The organism is Mucilaginibacter sp. Bleaf8, from assembly GCF_018390515.1.
Taxonomy (GTDB): Bacteria; Bacteroidota; Bacteroidia; order Sphingobacteriales; family Sphingobacteriaceae; genus Mucilaginibacter.
Genome location: NZ_JAHBBK010000001.1, coordinates 1,388,952 through 1,406,924, shown reverse-complemented (window position 1 = coordinate 1,406,924; position 17,973 = coordinate 1,388,952). Strand labels below are relative to the sequence as shown.

The following is a 17,973-nucleotide window of genomic DNA, read 5'->3' as shown; positions in this document are numbered from 1 at the left end:
TTTCAAAGTTTGCTCATTATTCTATAAACAAGGGCAGGGCAGGATGATTTATTAGATTGCTCTATAGCCAAAATTTATATATTTGGGCGTTTTAAAACTGAACCACAAACAACCCGATATGTCAAAAATTAAAGTAGAAAATCCGGTAGTTGAACTGGATGGCGATGAGATGACCCGCATCATCTGGCAGTTTATCAAAGATAAACTGATTTTTCCTTACCTCGATCTGGACGTAAAGTACTTCGATCTGGGTATTGAATACAGAGATGAAACTAACGACCAGGTAACTATTGATGCGGCTAACGCAATTAAACAATATGGTGTAGGTATTAAATGTGCCACCATTACACCTGACGAAGCTCGCGTAAAAGAGTTTGGTCTGAAACAAATGTGGAAATCGCCAAATGGTACAATCCGTAACATATTGGATGGAACCGTATTTCGTGAGCCGATTGTAATGAACAACGTGCCGCGTTTAGTGCCTAACTGGACTGCACCTATCTGCATTGGCCGTCACGCTTTTGGCGATCAGTACCGCGCTACCGACTTTGTAACCAAAGGCAAAGGTAAATTAACCATCACCTTCACGCCTGAAGATGGCGGCGAAGAGCAATCATTCGAGGTGTTTAACTTCAAGAGCGATGGCGTTGCTTTGGCTATGTACAACACCGACGAGTCGATCCGTGGTTTTGCACATGCGTGCTTTAACCAGGCGCTAATGAAAGGCTGGCCTTTATACCTGTCAACCAAAAACACCATCCTTAAAAAATATGATGGCCGTTTTAAAGACATTTTTGAAGAGATCTACCAAAACGATTACAAAGCTAAGTTTGACGAAGCAGGCATTGTTTACGAACACCGCCTGATTGACGACATGGTTGCCTCGGCCCTGAAATGGAACGGTAACTTTGTTTGGGCTTGTAAAAACTACGACGGCGACGTACAGTCTGACACCGTAGCACAAGGTTTTGGTTCATTAGGTTTAATGACCTCAACCCTGGTTACGCCGGATGGTACGGTAATGGAAGCCGAAGCAGCACACGGTACCGTAACCCGTCACTACCGTGAGCACCAGGCTGGTCGTCCAACATCAACCAACCCGATTGCCTCTATCTTTGCCTGGACCCGTGGTTTAGAGTTCCGTGGCAAACTGGATAACAACCAGGAGCTGATTGATTTTTGCCACACCTTAGAGCAGGTTTGTATTGAAACTGTTGAGAGCGGCAAAATGACCAAAGACTTAGCCATTACCATTAAACCTAAAGTTGAACACGGTACCGATTACTTGTACACTGAAGAGTTTTTGGAGGCTATCGACGAAAACCTGAAAGCTAAATTAGGTAAGTAATTAAAATAACCTTTTTATATTGGAAGCCCCGCCCGAAGCGGGGCTTTGTTATTTTGCCTATATCCACTCTTGCTACACACGCTTAGGGCTTAAAAGGTGCGCCTATAGCATGTAGCTAAACTGTAAAATAAGGCTTGCTAAAAGGTTTTTTGAAAACTATTTACAGCGGTTTATATTTCTATCTGTAATTTAGCAATTCAATATCATACTTACTATGTCACAACTATATCCTTTAAAATTCAAAACCATTTATAAAGACAAGATCTGGGGTGGCCAGAAAATTAAAACTTACCTGCACAAAGATTTTGGCGATTTGCCTAACTGCGGCGAAACCTGGGAAGTATCGGGCGTAAAGTCTGATGTGTCGGTAGTAGCTGACGGTGCGCTGGCAGGCCAGTCATTAGCCGATTTGCTGGAGCAGTACAAAGGCGAACTGGTAGGCGAAGCGGTATATAACCGTTTCGGGAACACCTTCCCGTTGCTGGTTAAGTTTATTGATGCTGCCGAAGATTTATCAATCCAGGTACACCCTGATGATAAGCTGGCTAAAGAGCGTCACAACTCATTCGGTAAAACCGAAATGTGGTACGTAATAGAAGCAGACCCAGGTGCTACGCTGATTGCCGGTTTTAACCAGGATGTGAACGAACAGGTTTATGTAGATAAACTGAACAGCGGCCAGCTAACTGATATCCTGAACAAAGAGGATGTAAAGGCGGGTGATGTTTTCTTTTTACCGGCCGGCCGTGTGCACACTATTGGTAAAGGCTTATTGATCGCCGAAATTCAGCAAACATCAGATATTACTTACCGTATTTACGATTTTGACCGTGTTGATGATAAAGGTCAGAAACGCGAACTGCACACCGAAGAAGCCCTGGCAGCTATCGACTACAAAAAGTATCCTGAGTACAAAACACAATACGAGCCTAAGCAGAACGAAACGGTGCCGTTAGTAAGCTGTCCATATTTTACAACCAACGTACTTGACTATACCGGTAATGTGTCTAAAGACTATAGCGCTTTTGACTCTTTCGTTATTTACGTTTGCCTGGAAGGTGAATTTGAGCTGAAATATGATGGCGGCTCAACCGCTGTTAAAATGGGCGATTCACTGGTTATACCAAATAGCGTTAATCAAGTTGAACTAACCACTACCAATGGTTTCAAAATATTAGAAAGCTATATTGCTTAAGCTGTTAATCAGTAAAAGAAAAGCCGGCAGTTTTTACTGCCGGCTTTTTTTATGCGTTGGTTTTTATCAGATTACCGAATAACTGTGCGTGCCAGCTGTTTTTAAATGGCACCTCCCACTTGGTTTCCAGGTCGGCAAGGGTTTGCACTACGTTGTTATATACGATGGTTTCCGGCGTAATTTTCCCTTCGGCAATCAATGCTTCAAATTCGGCACGGGGTGCCGATTGTACTTTGTCGCCATCGCGGTAAGCCAGGTTAAAGCGATCAAACAGATTGATGCTGAATTGCTGTTCCATTCTTTTCAATACATTAACCGATTTATCGATTGAGCAGCCACTGGCACCTGCCTGGCTTTCATCAACCAATAAAACGATAAAGCGGTTATAGCGTATTTCTGCAGCTGCTTTCAGCTGGTTGTTGTGGGCTGTCCACTCGCTGGTAAAGGCGTCCAGCTGTTGCTGTAAGTCAGCGGTTTCAGCAGCGTTTAGCTCCCTGTCCGACTGGTAAATCCAAACTCTTGAATTTTTAGGAAATTGCATAAAACAAAGTTATCATTTTATTAATTTAGGATGAGTACAAATGTTGTCATGAAAAGATCAGCTTTGCCGCCGCGAAAGTTTGCCCTGTCATCTATAATGGTGTTCGGTTGCAGTTTGCTGAGCCTTTGTTTTGTATGGCATACAAATAAGCAGCGAGCCATATTCTGGAGCAATAAGTGCTTAGCACAGGCATTTGATACATCGGGCGATGCAAAACTTAAAAGCTGGACGCTGAACCTGACCGATGATTCTTTTATGCGGTTACGCAAAATATATCAAGGCGGGCGGCAGGAGTATTTCTCCTTTAATTTGCATCGCTTAAGCGATATCAGCTATCTGGGCACTGAAACCAATGGCGTACTGCGCATTCATACTAAGGCCGACGATATTATAGTACAAACCTATCAGGATCCAAAAGGGGATGTCGATTCCATGTCAACCATGCTGAGCATACCTGTCAGGAATGTTACCGCCGGGCAGTTGGATAGTTTGCGCAATACTTTACTGTACTTAAAAGCACAATAAGCAGTTTAATTATTCGGGTTACGAAATCAGTAAAAATATTCTTCTAATAATCAGTTGTTTACAAAGTTGGCTGAAATATTTTCAAATTAAATTTCATTTCCTCAAAAAACAAGCTACATTTGCATTCCCCAAACGGAGGTATCATAGCTCAGTTGGTAGAGCAAAGGACTGAAAATCCTTGTGTCGCTGGTTCGATTCCAGCTGATACCACACTCAAAATCAAAAGGTTACATGCTTAAAACATGTAGCCTTTTTTCTTTTTCAAACATTTGACAAACATTCAAGGATTGAAATTATTTGATTTCGGCTGGCTTCCCTTTTTTTACAACTATCCAATCACCTCTGTAAGATTCCGAGTTCCCCCTTATCTCACCACCATCATATATTAAGGTTATAGGATCAATTATGTTATAGGTATACACATCCAAATCATGCGAGAATAAGCCATCCTTGCTCTTGGGATATTGATTATAAAGCTGTTTGTTATAATTCGGCTTTAAAGCATTTATAAAGGCTTTTTCAGCATCTAAATAAATGGTCCTTTGGTCTATAGGATTAATACCCTTAACCATATTTACTGCCACCCTAATATCATCATCTTCCTCAAACGACCGCATATGTATGTTGTTATCAAAATTGAAAAACAGCAGCACAATTTCATCAGTGGGTAACGAACCGTAGTTGATTGGATGCTCCAAAGATAAGATTTCTTGCAAATGCGAGTGGCCTGTCAATCGTTTAACAATATCTTGCTCGGTGGCTTTGCCAATATAGTGAAGTTTGTATTTTAAAAAATCTTCAATTTTCCCCTCAACTCTGGCTTCAATGCTTTCTCTTAAGTAGTGATACAAGAATTTTTCAGGAGAGAACCACACGTAGTCGCCACCCTCTGGCTTAAATATAAAATTTGCAACCTGATAAAACGGCAAGTTTGCCGAATGATTCTTGGGTTTCGGATACGTATATTCGATGCGAAACTCCATGTTCGTAGTAGTATGCGATGCACCAAAACTTTCTTGATACATAGGCATACTGGCTTTGATTACATTTTCGTTGCCCCTTTGTCGAATTTGAAAAGTAATATTCGGGTTGCGTATATTTAAATTGTCAACAGTCAGATTTTCAAATGATAATACCGGGCGTTGTACAATCATATAAATCTTTCCAGAATTCATATATGTACAAAGTTGCGGGCTATCTTGAATAGTGACAAAGTCATAGTTGCTAACTGGTGTATATGCAAGTTTTAAATAGTTGAAAAGATTCTTTGTACCCATGAATTATTTATTTTATTGTTGGTGGCTTAACACAAATAAATATCCTGTTTTTATTTTTAAGTAGCCTTAGCTTTTCACAATGGAAGTAATTTGTTTAGAAGAACCCGCATTTTATGCATTGCTTGAAAGGGCTGTAGAGTATTATCTGAATTAGGGGAACAGTATTCTATGTTAAACCCAATTGTTATGGATGATCTTATAAGCATGCACGAGGCAAATAATATTGACATCAAAATCATAGAAGAAGATTCGAAATTTATTGTTATCAAAGATGATGTTATAGAAAAGATTGGCCCAGGCTGGTTAAAAGAGCAATGAGGTAATTGAAAATTTGAACTATTTTTAAATCAAGTCCAAATTCGATATTAAGCGCAAATCAGACAGGAATAGTTCGAGATTTGTATAGTGGCCACCAAAAAAGGTTATCAAACCAAATTAAAGCCCTGTAGATTATGTCTACAGGGCTTTTTGTTTTTCCAATTCCAAAACCATTTTAAGTAGATGATTCCAGAGTCTGTTAAATAACATCCTTTGGAAGTTGCCTTAAGCTTGAGCCATATAGACAATAAATTTGAGCCGCTGACGAAAAGAGCTGCTGCGTTTTACCATCATCTTTGTATGGTTAATCAATACAATAATAAAATGACAACAATAACAAAAATACCTCTTGGCCAAAATGGGCCGCTTGTTTCTAAACTTGGATTAGGCTGTATGCGCATGTCGTCTGTATGGGGAGGCCCAACTAATGATGAGAATGAAAGCATAGCCACTATTCAGCAAGCGTTGGATAGCGGTATCAATTTTTTGAACACAGGTGATTTCTACGGTGCCGGCCATAATGAGATGCTTGTTGGTAAAGCCATCAAAGGAAGACGAGATGATGCTTTCATCAGCGTAAAATTTGGCGCTATCTTCCATAATGGTCAGTGGCTGGGATTGGATCTGCGCCCTATAGCCATCAAAAACTTTATCAATTACTCTTTGGTACGCTTAGGTATTGATACCATTGACCTTTATCAGCCATGCAGGCTGGATAACAGTGTGCCGGTTGAAGATGTGATTGGAACGATAGCCGATTTGATTAAAGAAGGCAAGGTGCGCCATCTGGGCGTTTCTGAAATAACTGCTGAGCAACTTCGCAAGGCGAACAGTATTTATCCGGTAACCGCTTTGGAGATTGGCTACTCGCTTGCCGACCGGCAGATTGAAAGCGAGCTGCTGCCCACCGCTAAAGAGTTGGGCATAGGCGTGGTGGCGTTTGCCAATACTGCCGAGGGACTGCTAACTGGCGACATGAAAGCACCATTGCCGGCTGATAGCTATCACAACCATTTCTCGCGCTTTCAGGGAGAGAACCTAATTAAAAACCTTGAAAAAGTGGAAGTGTTAAAGCAAATGGCAACAGATAAGGGGTATACGCCAACACAACTGGCTATTGCCTGGGTAAATGCACAGGGCAGCCATATAATGCCGCTGGTGAGCATGAGCCGCAGATCCCGTTTGCCTGAAAATCTGAAGGCCATGGAAATTGAATTCACTGCCGAAGAACTGAATACCTTAAACACCAGTTTTGCACCGGGTACCATTTTGGGTGATACTTATTTGCAACGATAGTGAGCTGTATAAGTCCGTGTTTTTCTATATTTACTAAGTGATCAATCCAACTGAAATTATTCCCGGTGTTCTCTTCTACTCTTACTACGCAAATGTAAGGAAAGAGAAGATGGCATTTTTGGAGCATAACATGCTGGTGCTGCAGGTATCTGGCCGGTTTACCTTGCAAACTGCGAGCGAAACAATTGTAATGGAAAAAGGCCAGATGCTGCTGATTCGCAAAAATCAATTAGGAGAGCTAACTAAAACGCCCCTGGAAGGCGAGGATTACAAAACGATTGTGATTTGCCTGAAAGAAGATCTGTTGAGACAGATTGCTTTGGAGGAACAAATAGAAACAGGTCAAAAATATATGGGTCCACCAAATATCCTGATGCCTCAAAATGACTTTTTACAGGCTTTTTTTCAATCCGTAATTCCTTATATCCGTCATTCCGATGAAAAGATAACCGATGCTGTGGGTATGTTGAAAGTAAAGGAAGGTGTTTTGTTACTGCTGCACAGCCTGCCCGGGCTTCGGGCTTTCCTGTTTGATTTCTCGGAGCCGCATAAAATTGATTTGGAAAAGTTTATGCTGAGTAATTTCCATTTCAACGTGCCTGTTGAGCATTTTGCCCGGCTTACCGGCAGAAGCCTTGCAAGCTTTAAACGTGATTTTCAAAAAACCTTTGGTATGGCACCCCGACAGTGGCTGCAGGAAAAGCGGTTGATGGAGGCCCGGCACCTGATAGAAGCCAAGCATAAAAAGCCATCGGCAATCTATCTTGATCTGGGGTTTGAGAGCCTATCACACTTTTCGCATTCTTTTAAAAAGAAATTTGGTAAGGCACCCACCGAATGGATGGCCTTGGCTGAATGACAGGGCAGTGCGTTATGATAAATAGGTTGTTTTAAGAATACAAAAAGGCCTTTCTTTAATAAGAAAGGCCTTTTTATTGTCGAGCCATTTAGCAATTGTATAAGGCTGTAACACCATATCCTGAAAACGATGTTTTAACTGGGTATGGATACATCCAAAAAGATTACACTAAAAGGTTTGTGGCATGTATTGAAGCAGGCAGGCAGCGGCTTTGTAGATAATAAAATAACTAAACTGAGCGCTTCATTGGCGTATTACACCATATTTTCCCTTGGCCCGTTGCTGATGGTAATCATTTACCTGGCCAATATCTTTTGGCGCAAGGAGGCCATAGAAGGGTTGCTTTATGAGCAGATTAAAGAGATTGTGGGCAGTAAGGCGGCCCTGCAAATCCAGGAAATTATTAAAAATGCTGCCGTAATTGGCAGTAATGCTTTCACCGCTATTATCGGTTTTGTAACGCTGATTATTGGTGCCACTTCACTTTTTACCGAAATGCAGGACTCGATCAACATGATATGGAACCTGCAGGTTGATTCTGAGAAAGGGTGGTGGGTTACGCTGAAAAACCGGCTGGTGTCCTTTTCACTTGTAGCTGGCCTGGCATTTATGCTGCTGGTATCTTTAATTATTAATGGTGTAGTAGAAGGTTTTATGGATAAGCTTGAGGCCTTTATTCCATACGGCACAGTGCAGTTGGTCTATATCGGTAACTTAGTTATTACCTTGCTTATCACAACCATTCTGTTTGCCATTATATTCAAAGTACTGCCCGATGCCATTATTCGCTGGCGCGATGTAGCGGTTGGCTCATTGTTTACGGCTGTGCTTTTTATGCTGGGGCGGTTTGGAATAGCTTTTTATATAGGTAATAGTAACCCCGGTAGTGCGTACGGAACCGCCGGTTCTCTTATTATTTTATTATTGTGGATTTATTATTCGGCCATCATCCTATACTTTGGCGCCGTGTTCACCAAGCATTATGCCGTAAAATATGGTTGCGAAATAAAGCCTAATGATTATGCGGTAACCTTTCAAACCATCCAGGTTAAAAGTAATAAGAGCACCATACAGGAGAATGAAAATTCGGCTAACAAAAACCCGTCGGATGGTGAAAATGAAACGCTGGGCTCTACCATCTAACAAATACGGAAAGCCCGGCGCCTCATCTTGCTTTACATCAATTTGATTTCTTTTTCGCTAAAGCGTGTAATCAGCTGACTTAACAGCTGGCTTTTGGATGCAGGTTCGGCATACACGCTGCTTATCCATACCAGTATTTTAAGCTCAATTGCATCGGCAGCTATGGAATTGATCAGTACTTCGGGCTGGATGTTTTTTACCGCATTCGGTAAGCTGTCTATTTCTTGTTGTATAAGCTTGGTAACAGCTGCAATATCTGTACTCATGTGTACTTTAAACAGCAGTTCCGATTTTACATAAGCCGCATTAGTGGTCCAGTTCACCAGCCGGTTCGATAGCAGGTCGCCATTCGGTATAATTACCTCGGTGCCCTGCTGGGTAAACATTTTGCTGGAGCGGATGCCTATATCCTGAATCTTACCTTTTTTATCGGCCAACTCAATAAAGTCGCCTATCTGGAATGGTTTCTCAAAAATCAATATAATGCCCGATACGAAGTTGTTGACAATATTTTGCATTCCCAAACCAATGCCCACACTTAAGGCGCCCAATACCACAGTCAGCTTATCCAGCGGTATGCCCGAAACCGTTACGGCAAGTAACACCCCGGCCAGGGCAATAACCAGCCTGATCAGCGTAAGCTTTGAGCTTTTATGCTCAATCTCATTAGTAAAGCCAACCGATTGTTCGCCCAATAAAATGCTTACATGTTTTTGAAGCACGTTGGATATATACAAAATCACTGCAAAGAACAAAACATTGCTCAAAGTGAAATTTACGCTCCCCAGAGTACGTTGTTTAACCAGTACATGCTGCACAAAGGCAAAAATGCCACCTGCTATGCTCAGGTTAATAAAGAATACCAACAGCCACAAAATTACCGCTACCACAGATAATGCCTTTTTGAACGATATGCGGGCCTTGCTTAGGTTGAGCCTGGAAAACCACCCACCGTTTGCTGAACTTACTTTAATTTGCAGTTCGAGCGCATCCGTAAACAACTGTATAAACACCGCCAAAGCTATTACCTGTGTAAAGCCCATAATGGCAGTTACGCTATAAATTTTGGCCAAGCTAATGCGCCCAAAAATGTTAAATATTACAGCCAGCGCATTAAAAGCCTGGTATATAATAAGTACAGGTTTAAGCAGCTTTTTGGCTACATTAATATTGAGCAGCTTTTTATAAAACTTAATTCCCACATATAGCGAGCCAATGTTTAAGGCCATTAGCCATAAGCGCATCCAAACGGCATTGTGTACGGCTGCGGTACTTAAAACCACCACTATATACAGCACCACAATAAATAACCAGTAGCGCAGCTCTTTGGGGGTAAGCTGTTTCCAGAAAAAGACGGTCAGCACCATTAGCAGTAAAAACTCTATGATTTCTATATACAGAGCCGGCGCATCGGGTTCGAATAACGGGGCCAGGTTAAGTAGTACAATAAGTGTTGGCAGAACGGGTATAGAGCTAATGTACTTAAAATCCAGCTCGCCTATATTTTGCTTTACTTCGGGCTTTTGCGCCTTACGGTAATTGAGGTAAACCCATAAAAAGAAAACGCTGCCGAACAGAATGAGCAGCACCCGGTTATCCCAGGTAGAGTCTATAAAGTAGCCCAGTATTTTATTTTGACCGGAGTATGATGCCGACAATTGCGTTGCGATGTTTTCTTTGTCTTGATTTTTAGGTACTGACCATATGTAGGGCGATTCACGGCTAAAGGCACTTCTTCCCGAAGATACTAACTTAGCATTGATGGATGCCTGCAGATCGGAAATGTCCAGATTAACGGCTGATACCGATGCCAGCAAACGGCTTACACTATCCAGGTTGGCCGAAGTTACTTTGCCCGCGTCTTGTAAGCGTAGCTTGATATCTTTAATCTGCTTAAAATAGAGCTGGCGGGCCGTGCTGTCTTTCGTTTCAACGGACAGCAGTGTGTCTTTGCTCAGGTCAACAACCTCTTTAGACATGCCTTGAAGATCGTTGCTCGACTTAGTCAGGTTCTTCTGCCATTCGCTCAGCTTATCTTGCGAGTTTTTCAGGATCAGGTTGTAACTGAACAACGTTTTCGAGTCAATCACTTTGCCGGTTATACGTAAATCGGCTTTAATAGGAGCAACATCTTTGTTGATTTGCGCCAGTTCTACCCTCATCTGATCGAGACCGTAACCTTTTTTGTTGGCTGTGTTTACTTGGGTAATGGTTGCCTGTGCTTTTTGCAGTTTAAACAGCAGCGTATCGGGTATGGCCTGGCCCGAATCGCTTTTTAAGTTCAACGTAGTTTGAGCCGTTGCCGGTGTATAAAACTGCAAACAAAATATAATGATTGTAAAAAGAAGGACTTTGAATAACGAGGACTTGTATGGTTTTAAGGGTGTTTGTTGAGTCATTGCAAGTAGTTTATCAAGCTTTATAAAAATATGCGTAGATGATAAACCATTTTAAAGTGATTATGGTTCACTTTATTTAGCAAGGCATAGCTCTCCTGTTAGCAGCTACCACTGTAAGTATTGCTTTGATACGGTTTGCTTTAAGGCAACGTTATAATAAATGTAAACGTAATTTTTTACAAAGCAGTCACCAAATGATTACGTCCTTTAGGTTGCTAAAGCTTAAATTTGTAGTTTGATATAAGTTCTTTAATGATTGATTCTGTTAAGCCTTTAAGTTCTGAGGCGCTGTTGCAGGTTTTGTCTTTATCGGAAGATGCAACGGCTATATATACTAGCGAAGATTTACGCATTCAATTTGCCAATGATGGGATGATTGCCATATGGGGCAAGGATCGCAGCGTGATTGGTAAAACCTTTGAAGAGGCGATTCCTGAAATTAAGGGGCAACCCTTTACCGCGCTTCTGCAAAACGTATGGCGTACAGGTGAAACTTATACAGCCAAAGATACTCCAGCCAATCTGGTGGTAAATGGTAAATTACAAACCTCTTACTTTGATTTCACCTACCGAGCAATACTGGACGAGCAGGGACAAACCTACTGCTTGTTACATACCGCCAAAGATGTAACCGAAAGTTTGAAGCATCGTATTGCCATCGCCGAAAACACGAAGCGTGAGCAGCACATGAATGAAGAGCTGGCTGCAATGGTTGAAGAGCTTGCCGCAGCCAATGAAGAAATGGCTGCTACCAACGAAGAACTATCGGCCACCAATGATGAGCTTATCGATACCAGGGATACTTTACGCAGATCGCTTGATGCTGTTAAAGAAAGTGAGGCGCGGTTTCAAAACCTGGTGCGCGAAGCTACTACAGGTATTATTGTACTAAACGGTGATAACGCCGATATTTTGATAGTGAACAATGCCTATGCCCGCCTGATAGGCCGTAGGGTAGAGGATTTACTTCATCAGTCGTTATTTTCCATTATTCCGGAGGCTGAGCCGGCATTTAGGCCGCTTATTGACGGTGTGCGCACATCTGGTGAGCCTGTATATTTGTATGAACATCCTTACTTTGTTTATGCTGATGGTGAAAAAATCGAAGGTTACCTCAACCTGGTTTACCAGCCTTATCGCGAGTATGGCGAAGAGGTGACTGGTGTAATGGTACTGTGCCAGGATGTGACCAGCCAGGTGGATGGTAAGCTCAGGCTGGCGCAGGCCGAAGAGCGTGCACGCTTGGCCACAGCTGCAGCCAAGCTGGGTACTTATGACTTTAATTTCAAAACCCAGGAAGTCATTACCTCCCCGCGGTTTGATGAAATAATGGGCTTTAATGCACCGCAAAAGCATGAAGCCTATTTAGGAGTGGTACATCCTGATGATCTGGATTTGCGGGCAAGGGCTTACCAAAAGGCGTTTAAGACCGGGCACCTGCACTATACGGCCCGCATTATACACGGTGATGAGATAAGATGGATACATGCCGAGGGCACTATCTATTACGATAGCCAGCACCAGCCCGAGCGTATGCTGGGTACCATGCAGGATGTAACCGGGCAACAGCTGCAGCAGCAACAAAAAGACGATTTTATCAGTATAGCCAGCCACGAGTTAAAAACGCCTGTTACCAGCCTTAAAGCAGCTTTGCAGCTGATAGATAAACTAAAAGATAATCCTAATAACGCAATGCTGCCTAAGCTCATTATGCAAGCGCGCAAAAGTGTGGAACGGGTAGGCATACTGATTGAGGATCTGCTGAATGTTGGGCGCTTGCAACAAGGAGAAATGCACCTGCAAAAATCAGAATTCATCGTTTCACAATTATTGAATGCCTGCTGTAACCCGATCAGCATAGCCGGTAAGTATAAAATTCAAATACAGGGAGACCTGGAACTGCAAGTGGAAGCCGATGAGCACCGCATAGATCAGGTAGTTACCAACCTGCTGAACAATGCGGTTAAATATGCACCCGATTCGGAGCTGATTACTGTAGTAATTAGCCGCGAAAATGGCTTTGCCAAAGTAGCTGTTACCGATTATGGGCCGGGTATACCCGAAGCTAAATTGGCACATTTGTTTGATCGTTATTACCGGGCCGAACCATCAGGGCACCATGTGTCGGGGTTGGGCTTGGGGTTATACATCAGTTCTGAAATCATTCACCGGCATGGCGGCGAGTTATCAGTAACAAGCGAGGTAGGTAAGGGATCCACTTTCTATTTTACCTTACCACTTTAACAGCCAATGTGTTGCTGTAGGCCTTAAACAAAACGGCGCTGAAACTGGTTAAACAGATCAACAACCTATTTACCAGTGTTATGAAAATTGCTGTTTTTAGTACCTACCATTACGATGAGGAGTTTTTAAACCGGTTTAATACCGGGCATGAACTTACTTATTTCATCCTGCCGCTTAATGAGCAGACCGCCCAGCTGACCGCCGGCTTTGAGGCAGTGTGCATTTTTGTGAATGATACCGTTAACGAAGCTGTGCTGCGAATTTTGCATGCAAACGGTGTTAAACTGATTGTGCTGCGTTGCGCCGGCTTTAACAATGTAGATATTAAAGCGGCCGATGCATTGGGTATCCCGGTATTGCGTGTGCCGGCTTACTCGCCCGAAGCCGTTGCCGAGCATGCCATGGCGCTTATCTTAACGCTTAACCGCAAAACGCATAAGGCTTACAACCGGGTAAGGGAAGGTAACTTTTCGTTGGAAAGGCTGATGGGATTTAACCTGCACAACCGCAAAGTAGCCGTAATAGGCACAGGTAACATTGGCAAAGCATTCTGTAATATTCTGAAAGGTTTTGGCTGTCGTATCAGCGCTTATGATGTGTATCCTGATGCCGAGCTTGCAGCATCAGGCGTAACCTATGGCTCGCTTGAAGAAACCTTATCAGAAGCCGATGTAGTTTCGCTGCATTGCCCTTTGCTGGACAGCACCAGGCACATGATTAATGCCAAAACTTTGGAGCTGTTTAAGTCCGGCGCTATGCTCATCAATACCAGCCGTGGCGGACTAATAGACACGCAGGATGTTATCGAAGCATTAAAATCGGGCCGGTTGGGTTACCTGGGGCTGGATGTGTATGAGCAGGAGAGCAACCTGTTCTTTCATGATTATTCGGAAGGCATTATCCAGGATGATATCATTATGCGCTTAATCTCATTCCCCAATGTGCTCATTACCTCTCATCAGGGCTTTTTTACCAAAGAAGCCATTGAACAGATTGCCCGTACCACATTTCACAATATCGACGCATTTATCAATAAAACTACACTTGCCAATAGAGTGAAGTTATAAAGAGCAATATCAATTCATATTGCTCTTTATCGTTCCGGCTTTAAGCAGCTTGTTAAACCAGTGTGATAATTTGCCAAGCAAATCATCCGGTTTTACCGGTTTGGGCAGGTAATCATTTGCGCCGGCCTGTATGCATTCTTCGCGGTCGCCGCTAAGTGCGTTGGCGGTTAAGGCTATAATAAGGGGCTGTTGCTTATGTGTTGTACGTATAATGCGGGTAGCCTCTAATCCATCTATATGCGGCATTTGTATATCCATCAGCACCAAATCATAATAGGCGGTTTTTAATTGCTCAATGGCTTGTAAACCGTCGGCGGCCAGATCAGCTTGGTAGCCCAGTTTGGCCAGCATGTGCAATATTACTTTCTGGTTGATCTTATTATCCTCCGCTACCAGAATTTTGAACGGATGTTGCTCGGCAAAGTTGGCAGGGATTTTACTGATGATTTTAGGTGTGTTACCCGATTTTTGTTGCGATTGTAAGCTGTTAAGTATGTATTTGCTCAAAGCATATTGCTTAATAGGCTTGGTAAGTACATACGTAAATAAGTTTAGATTCTCCGCTTTGCGTTCATCACCCACCGAACTTAACAGAATAACAGGAATATTCGGATAGCTGGCTCTGATATGGCGCCCCAGTTCGGTTCCGTCCATCTCAGGCATGTGCCCGTCTGTAATAATCAAATCAAATTGGCTATCCCGTTCCAGCAGGTCCAAAGCCTCCCGGCCTGATGATACGGTTACGGGTACAAGCTCCCAGTTTTGTAACTGAATGCGTAAGATATTCTGGTTTGTATGGTTATCATCCACAACCAATATTCTTTTGCCGGCTTGCGATGACATATCGTACTCAACATACGGCTGTGCGATTACGGCACCTATTGATACCGCGGTGGTAAATGAAAAAACAGATCCTTTACCGGGCGTGCTGCTTACAGTTATGAGTCCGCCCATAAGCCTTACCAGTTTTTCGGAAATAACCAGGCCAAGGCCTGTGCCGCCGTATTTGCGGGTAGTAGAGGAATCTACCTGGCTGAAAGCTTTAAACAATCGCTCAAGTTTATCGTCAGGTATACCAATACCGGTATCATGCACCTCAAATCTTAGTTCAACCTGCCCGTTGTTTAATATTGCTGCCCGGCGCACTTTCACAATTACCTCGCCATGGTTGGTAAACTTAATGGCGTTACCTACCAGGTTGGTAAGCACTTGTTGCAGTCGCACTTTATCGCCTTTTATTTGCGCGGGTACATCATCGGCCAGGCAATAGGCAATCTCAATGCCGGTGTAAGCTACTTTAGTACCGAATATATCCAGTACCTCCTCAATGCAACCACGCAGGTCAAAGTTTTCCTGTTCCAGCTCCATGCCGCCGGCTTCAATTTTTGAGAAATCCAATATGTTATTGATTACCGTAAGCAGGCTGTCGCCGCAGTTGGTAATAGTATCGGTATACATCCGTTGCTGATCGGTAAGCGCTGTTTCCCCTAACAGGGATGACATTCCGATAATGCCGTTCATGGGTGTGCGTATTTCATGGCTCATGGTTGCCAAAAACACACTTTTTGCTCTATTGGCTTGTTCGGCATCCTTACGTGCTTTATCCAATTGTGCGTTTGACTCCATTAATTCCATGTTCAGTACCTCCAGTTTTTCCTGGTTCTCTTTCCGTTCCTGGCTAATAGCAGCCTCCTGCTGTAGTTCTTTCATCACCAGCGTTTGCTGAATTTGCCATTCGCTCGCCTGGTAAAGCTGGTAGGCCCATAAACCCGATACAAAAATGATGAACGTGGTAAGCATCATATGTATGATCAGGGTTTGCAAATCAAAATAAGCCAGCTGGGTAAAGTAGATGTTTTGCATGCCCGAATGCTGAAGATAGCTGAACAATGCATGGTGTATGCCAACCACAACCAGAAGCGGTAACTGTAATTTCCAGTTTCGGTAAATGATAAGAATGGCGCTACCTATGAATGCAAAAAAGTGCATTTCGAACATGCCATGCATCTGATAAATAAACTGGGCTACAAAAATGCCCAGGGCGCTGCTCAGTACATATTGATATAAGTCAGAATCGGGCAGGGCTATTTTTACAGAATAGTAAGCAAGCAGCAGCAGGCCACTTACCGACAGTGCAATGATCCAGGTGCCGTAAAACCCGGCTAGTATAAGGCCAACGGCAAAGTAGCCGGCCAAAAAGTAGTTTACTGTTCGGTCCGACTGTTTTTTCAAATCGGCCATTTGCAACAGGTTGTAAGCGTGGTACTCAGAATTGGTGGTGGATCGGAACATAAAATATTATTTTTTGCAATCGGGCAAGCTGCAGCCATAAGCTGTTAATGCCAGTTGATTGAAGTGGATGGTTCTGTTGTTTTGCAATAATGCCTCGAGTGCTATGCGGGCATATTCTGTTTGTGTATTTGTGCAGTACCGGTTTGTATTGTAATTGCCCCGGTAAAAAAGTTTTCCCGAAGCATCAATAATAGCGGCCTGGGGTGTTGAATACACACCACAGGCCTTTGCCGTTTCCGGGGAAAAGATTACCGGCACATTCAGATCAAATTTCTTTTTAACCTGATCGGGTGTATAGCCTTTGGCGCTCATTAGTACCACTGCAAAATTTACGTCGCCGTTAAATTGGTGCACCAGGCTTTGGAAATGTTTAATATTGAATTTGGAACACGGGCAATCCGGATTAAAAAAGTGCAGTAATAGTGGTTTGCCGTTATTGTATGAGTTCAGTATAGGTATGAGCTTAATTTGCTCTCCTGTAGCCACTTTTGTGTAGTTTGATGGTACTGGTGTTGGCAGGCTATACACGTATTCGTTATACCAGAAAATGAATCCGATAATAGTAAATAGCACACCAAGCCATACAATGGCCAGCATTTTCTTCATTTGGGTTAAGCTTTAATTTAAATTTAGGGGCCGCCACAACAACTGTAGTTTGCCTGTAAGGGCAAAAAACGAAAATCAGGCTTGAGCGGATTTCAATATATAAGGCAAATAGTATACCTTTTTTGCAATTGATGTTTAAACATCAACTGTTTACACATTTTATTACAATATAATGCTGTAACAGTGAAGTTACCTTGTTGACATACGGCGGCATTATGCTTAATAAAACTGCTTGCAATAAATAGCGTTGTTAAGTAAAAAGCAAAAAGAAATGCCTAAAATTAAATTACCCCAGTTCGGTTTCAATAGCGCCAAGCTAAAGCTGAAAGATTCGCTGCAGCAGCTTACACAAGGGGGCTTACAGCAGATATATAATAAGATTGACCAGTTAAGTGTTAAAAAAGGCGTTGATGAATTAGGGATTGATAAATTCATAACACAATGTGCTTTACTGGCGGCTGGGTCGGGCGCTATAACCGGCATTGGTGGCGGAGCAACTATGCTGATCGGTGTTCCGTTGGATATGATTAATTTGATCACTCAACAATTTAGGGTAACTATGGCCATTGCTTACCACCAAACCGGTAAATACCAGTTGCGGTTCGACGACTTTTTTAAGATACTGGCCTCATCATTAAAGGTAGATGCGGGTATGACCGTCAGTAAAAACGTAATGGAGCAGGTAGCCGAAAAGCTGTTGTTAAACATTGGCACCAAAACAGCGGAGCGTTTATTGCCCATAGTGGGTGCGGTAATAGGGGGTACCACCAACTACTTGTTCATTAAAAAGCAGGCAGAAGCAGCTTTGCATCCCAACTCCAAATAGTTGTTGAATGCTTGTACCCGAATTTTGGATTGATTTG

15 protein-coding genes and 1 tRNA gene are annotated in these 17,973 nt (G+C 42.8%); 11 read left to right on the top strand and 5 right to left on the bottom strand.

Annotation, left to right across the window (positions count from 1 at the left end; translation table 11 throughout):
- Positions 1–118 precede the first annotated feature (118 nt).
- Together KHS38_RS06040 and KHS38_RS06035 are read left to right on the top strand one after the other, a co-directional pair.
- A complete protein-coding gene (locus tag KHS38_RS06040) occupies positions 119–1,348 on the top strand; it encodes an NADP-dependent isocitrate dehydrogenase (RefSeq protein WP_213487600.1) in 1,230 nt (409 codons plus the stop codon).
- Between the two features lie 214 nt (positions 1,349–1,562).
- Positions 1,563–2,543 (top strand): type I phosphomannose isomerase catalytic subunit, encoded by a 981-nt coding sequence (locus KHS38_RS06035; protein WP_213487599.1) that lies wholly within the window; start codon positions 1,563–1,565, stop codon positions 2,541–2,543.
- A 49-nt stretch (positions 2,544–2,592) separates the two neighbouring features.
- On the opposite strand, the gene KHS38_RS06030 is transcribed toward KHS38_RS06035, so the two are convergent.
- Positions 2,593–3,084, bottom strand: a complete 492-nt coding sequence (locus KHS38_RS06030; RefSeq protein ID WP_213487598.1) for an ABC transporter ATPase — start codon at positions 3,082–3,084, stop codon at positions 2,593–2,595.
- Positions 3,085–3,132: 48 nt separating this feature from the next.
- Between KHS38_RS06030 and KHS38_RS06025 the strand changes: the two genes are divergently transcribed.
- Positions 3,133–3,609, top strand: coding sequence for a hypothetical protein (locus tag KHS38_RS06025; RefSeq protein ID WP_213487597.1), 477 nt, complete (start codon positions 3,133–3,135; stop codon positions 3,607–3,609).
- Positions 3,610–3,746: 137 nt separating this feature from the next.
- Positions 3,747–3,819 (top strand) — tRNA-Phe (locus KHS38_RS06020).
- 83 nt (positions 3,820–3,902) lie between these two features.
- Here the strand turns inward: KHS38_RS06020 and KHS38_RS06015 are convergent.
- Positions 3,903–4,886 carry a hypothetical protein gene (locus KHS38_RS06015; RefSeq protein WP_213487596.1) on the bottom strand — a complete coding sequence of 328 codons (984 nt, stop codon included), beginning with the start codon at positions 4,884–4,886 and terminating at the stop codon, positions 3,903–3,905.
- A gap of 186 nt (positions 4,887–5,072) precedes the next feature.
- Between KHS38_RS06015 and KHS38_RS22345 the strand changes: the two genes are divergently transcribed.
- The 4 genes from KHS38_RS22345 to KHS38_RS06000 all read left to right on the top strand — a co-directional run bounded on the left by KHS38_RS22345 (position 5,073) and on the right by KHS38_RS06000 (position 8,502).
- A complete protein-coding gene (locus tag KHS38_RS22345; RefSeq protein ID WP_283769982.1) occupies positions 5,073–5,204 on the top strand; it encodes a hypothetical protein in 132 nt (43 codons plus the stop codon).
- 324 nt (positions 5,205–5,528) lie between these two features.
- Positions 5,529–6,500 carry an aldo/keto reductase gene (locus KHS38_RS06010; RefSeq protein ID WP_213487595.1) on the top strand — a complete coding sequence of 324 codons (972 nt, stop codon included), beginning with the start codon at positions 5,529–5,531 and terminating at the stop codon, positions 6,498–6,500.
- Between the two features lie 37 nt (positions 6,501–6,537).
- Positions 6,538–7,359, top strand: a complete 822-nt coding sequence (locus KHS38_RS22445; RefSeq protein WP_213487594.1) for a helix-turn-helix domain-containing protein — start codon at positions 6,538–6,540, stop codon at positions 7,357–7,359.
- A 144-nt stretch (positions 7,360–7,503) separates the two neighbouring features.
- Complete coding sequence (locus KHS38_RS06000; RefSeq protein WP_213487593.1) at positions 7,504–8,502, top strand: YihY/virulence factor BrkB family protein; 999 nt, start codon at positions 7,504–7,506, stop codon at positions 8,500–8,502.
- Between the two features lie 32 nt (positions 8,503–8,534).
- Here KHS38_RS06000 and KHS38_RS05995 read toward each other — a convergent pair whose 3' ends face one another.
- Positions 8,535–10,823: a mechanosensitive ion channel family protein gene (locus KHS38_RS05995; protein ID WP_249665293.1), complete on the bottom strand. Its 2,289-nt coding sequence runs from the start codon at positions 10,821–10,823 to the stop codon at positions 8,535–8,537.
- A 330-nt stretch (positions 10,824–11,153) separates the two neighbouring features.
- Between KHS38_RS05995 and KHS38_RS05990 the strand changes: the two genes are divergently transcribed.
- Both KHS38_RS05990 and KHS38_RS05985 read left to right on the top strand, forming a co-directional pair.
- Positions 11,154–13,145 (top strand): ATP-binding protein, encoded by a 1,992-nt coding sequence (locus KHS38_RS05990; protein ID WP_213487591.1) that lies wholly within the window; start codon positions 11,154–11,156, stop codon positions 13,143–13,145.
- A gap of 80 nt (positions 13,146–13,225) precedes the next feature.
- The gene (locus KHS38_RS05985; protein ID WP_213487590.1) at positions 13,226–14,212 is read left to right on the top strand and encodes a 2-hydroxyacid dehydrogenase; all 987 of its coding nucleotides are present in this window, start codon (positions 13,226–13,228) and stop codon (positions 14,210–14,212) included.
- Between the two features lie 9 nt (positions 14,213–14,221).
- Here the strand turns inward: KHS38_RS05985 and KHS38_RS05980 are convergent, their stop codons facing one another.
- Both KHS38_RS05980 and KHS38_RS05975 read right to left on the bottom strand, forming a co-directional pair.
- Positions 14,222–16,504 carry a response regulator gene (locus tag KHS38_RS05980; protein WP_213487589.1) on the bottom strand — a complete coding sequence of 761 codons (2,283 nt, stop codon included), beginning with the start codon at positions 16,502–16,504 and terminating at the stop codon, positions 14,222–14,224.
- Positions 16,505–16,510: 6 nt separating this feature from the next.
- Positions 16,511–17,110, bottom strand: coding sequence for a DUF6436 domain-containing protein (locus KHS38_RS05975; protein ID WP_213487588.1), 600 nt, complete (start codon positions 17,108–17,110; stop codon positions 16,511–16,513).
- A 271-nt stretch (positions 17,111–17,381) separates the two neighbouring features.
- On the opposite strand from KHS38_RS05975, the gene KHS38_RS05970 reads away from it, so the two are divergent.
- Positions 17,382–17,936: a hypothetical protein gene (locus KHS38_RS05970; RefSeq protein ID WP_213487587.1), complete on the top strand. Its 555-nt coding sequence runs from the start codon at positions 17,382–17,384 to the stop codon at positions 17,934–17,936.
- Positions 17,937–17,973: the final 37 nt, after the last annotated feature.

Bases quoted from the DNA above. Each gene is read 5' to 3' on its own strand.
- KHS38_RS06040 (WP_213487600.1), top strand. From the start codon at position 119: ATGTCAAAAATTAAAGTAGAAAATCCGGTAGTTGAACTGGATGGCGAT.
- KHS38_RS06035 (WP_213487599.1), top strand. From the start codon at position 1,563: ATGTCACAACTATATCCTTTAAAATTCAAAACCATTTATAAAGACAAG.
- KHS38_RS06030 (WP_213487598.1), bottom strand. From the start codon at position 3,084: ATGCAATTTCCTAAAAATTCAAGAGTTTGGATTTACCAGTCGGACAGG.
- KHS38_RS06025 (WP_213487597.1), top strand. From the start codon at position 3,133: ATGAAAAGATCAGCTTTGCCGCCGCGAAAGTTTGCCCTGTCATCTATA.
- KHS38_RS06015 (WP_213487596.1), bottom strand. From the start codon at position 4,886: ATGGGTACAAAGAATCTTTTCAACTATTTAAAACTTGCATATACACCA.
- KHS38_RS22345 (WP_283769982.1), top strand. From the start codon at position 5,073: ATGGATGATCTTATAAGCATGCACGAGGCAAATAATATTGACATCAAA.
- KHS38_RS06010 (WP_213487595.1), top strand. From the start codon at position 5,529: ATGACAACAATAACAAAAATACCTCTTGGCCAAAATGGGCCGCTTGTT.
- KHS38_RS06000 (WP_213487593.1), top strand. From the start codon at position 7,504: ATGGATACATCCAAAAAGATTACACTAAAAGGTTTGTGGCATGTATTG.
- KHS38_RS05990 (WP_213487591.1), top strand. From the start codon at position 11,154: ATGATTGATTCTGTTAAGCCTTTAAGTTCTGAGGCGCTGTTGCAGGTT.
- KHS38_RS05985 (WP_213487590.1), top strand. From the start codon at position 13,226: ATGAAAATTGCTGTTTTTAGTACCTACCATTACGATGAGGAGTTTTTA.
- KHS38_RS05980 (WP_213487589.1), bottom strand. From the start codon at position 16,504: ATGTTCCGATCCACCACCAATTCTGAGTACCACGCTTACAACCTGTTG.
- KHS38_RS05975 (WP_213487588.1), bottom strand. From the start codon at position 17,110: ATGAAGAAAATGCTGGCCATTGTATGGCTTGGTGTGCTATTTACTATT.
- KHS38_RS05970 (WP_213487587.1), top strand. From the start codon at position 17,382: ATGCCTAAAATTAAATTACCCCAGTTCGGTTTCAATAGCGCCAAGCTA.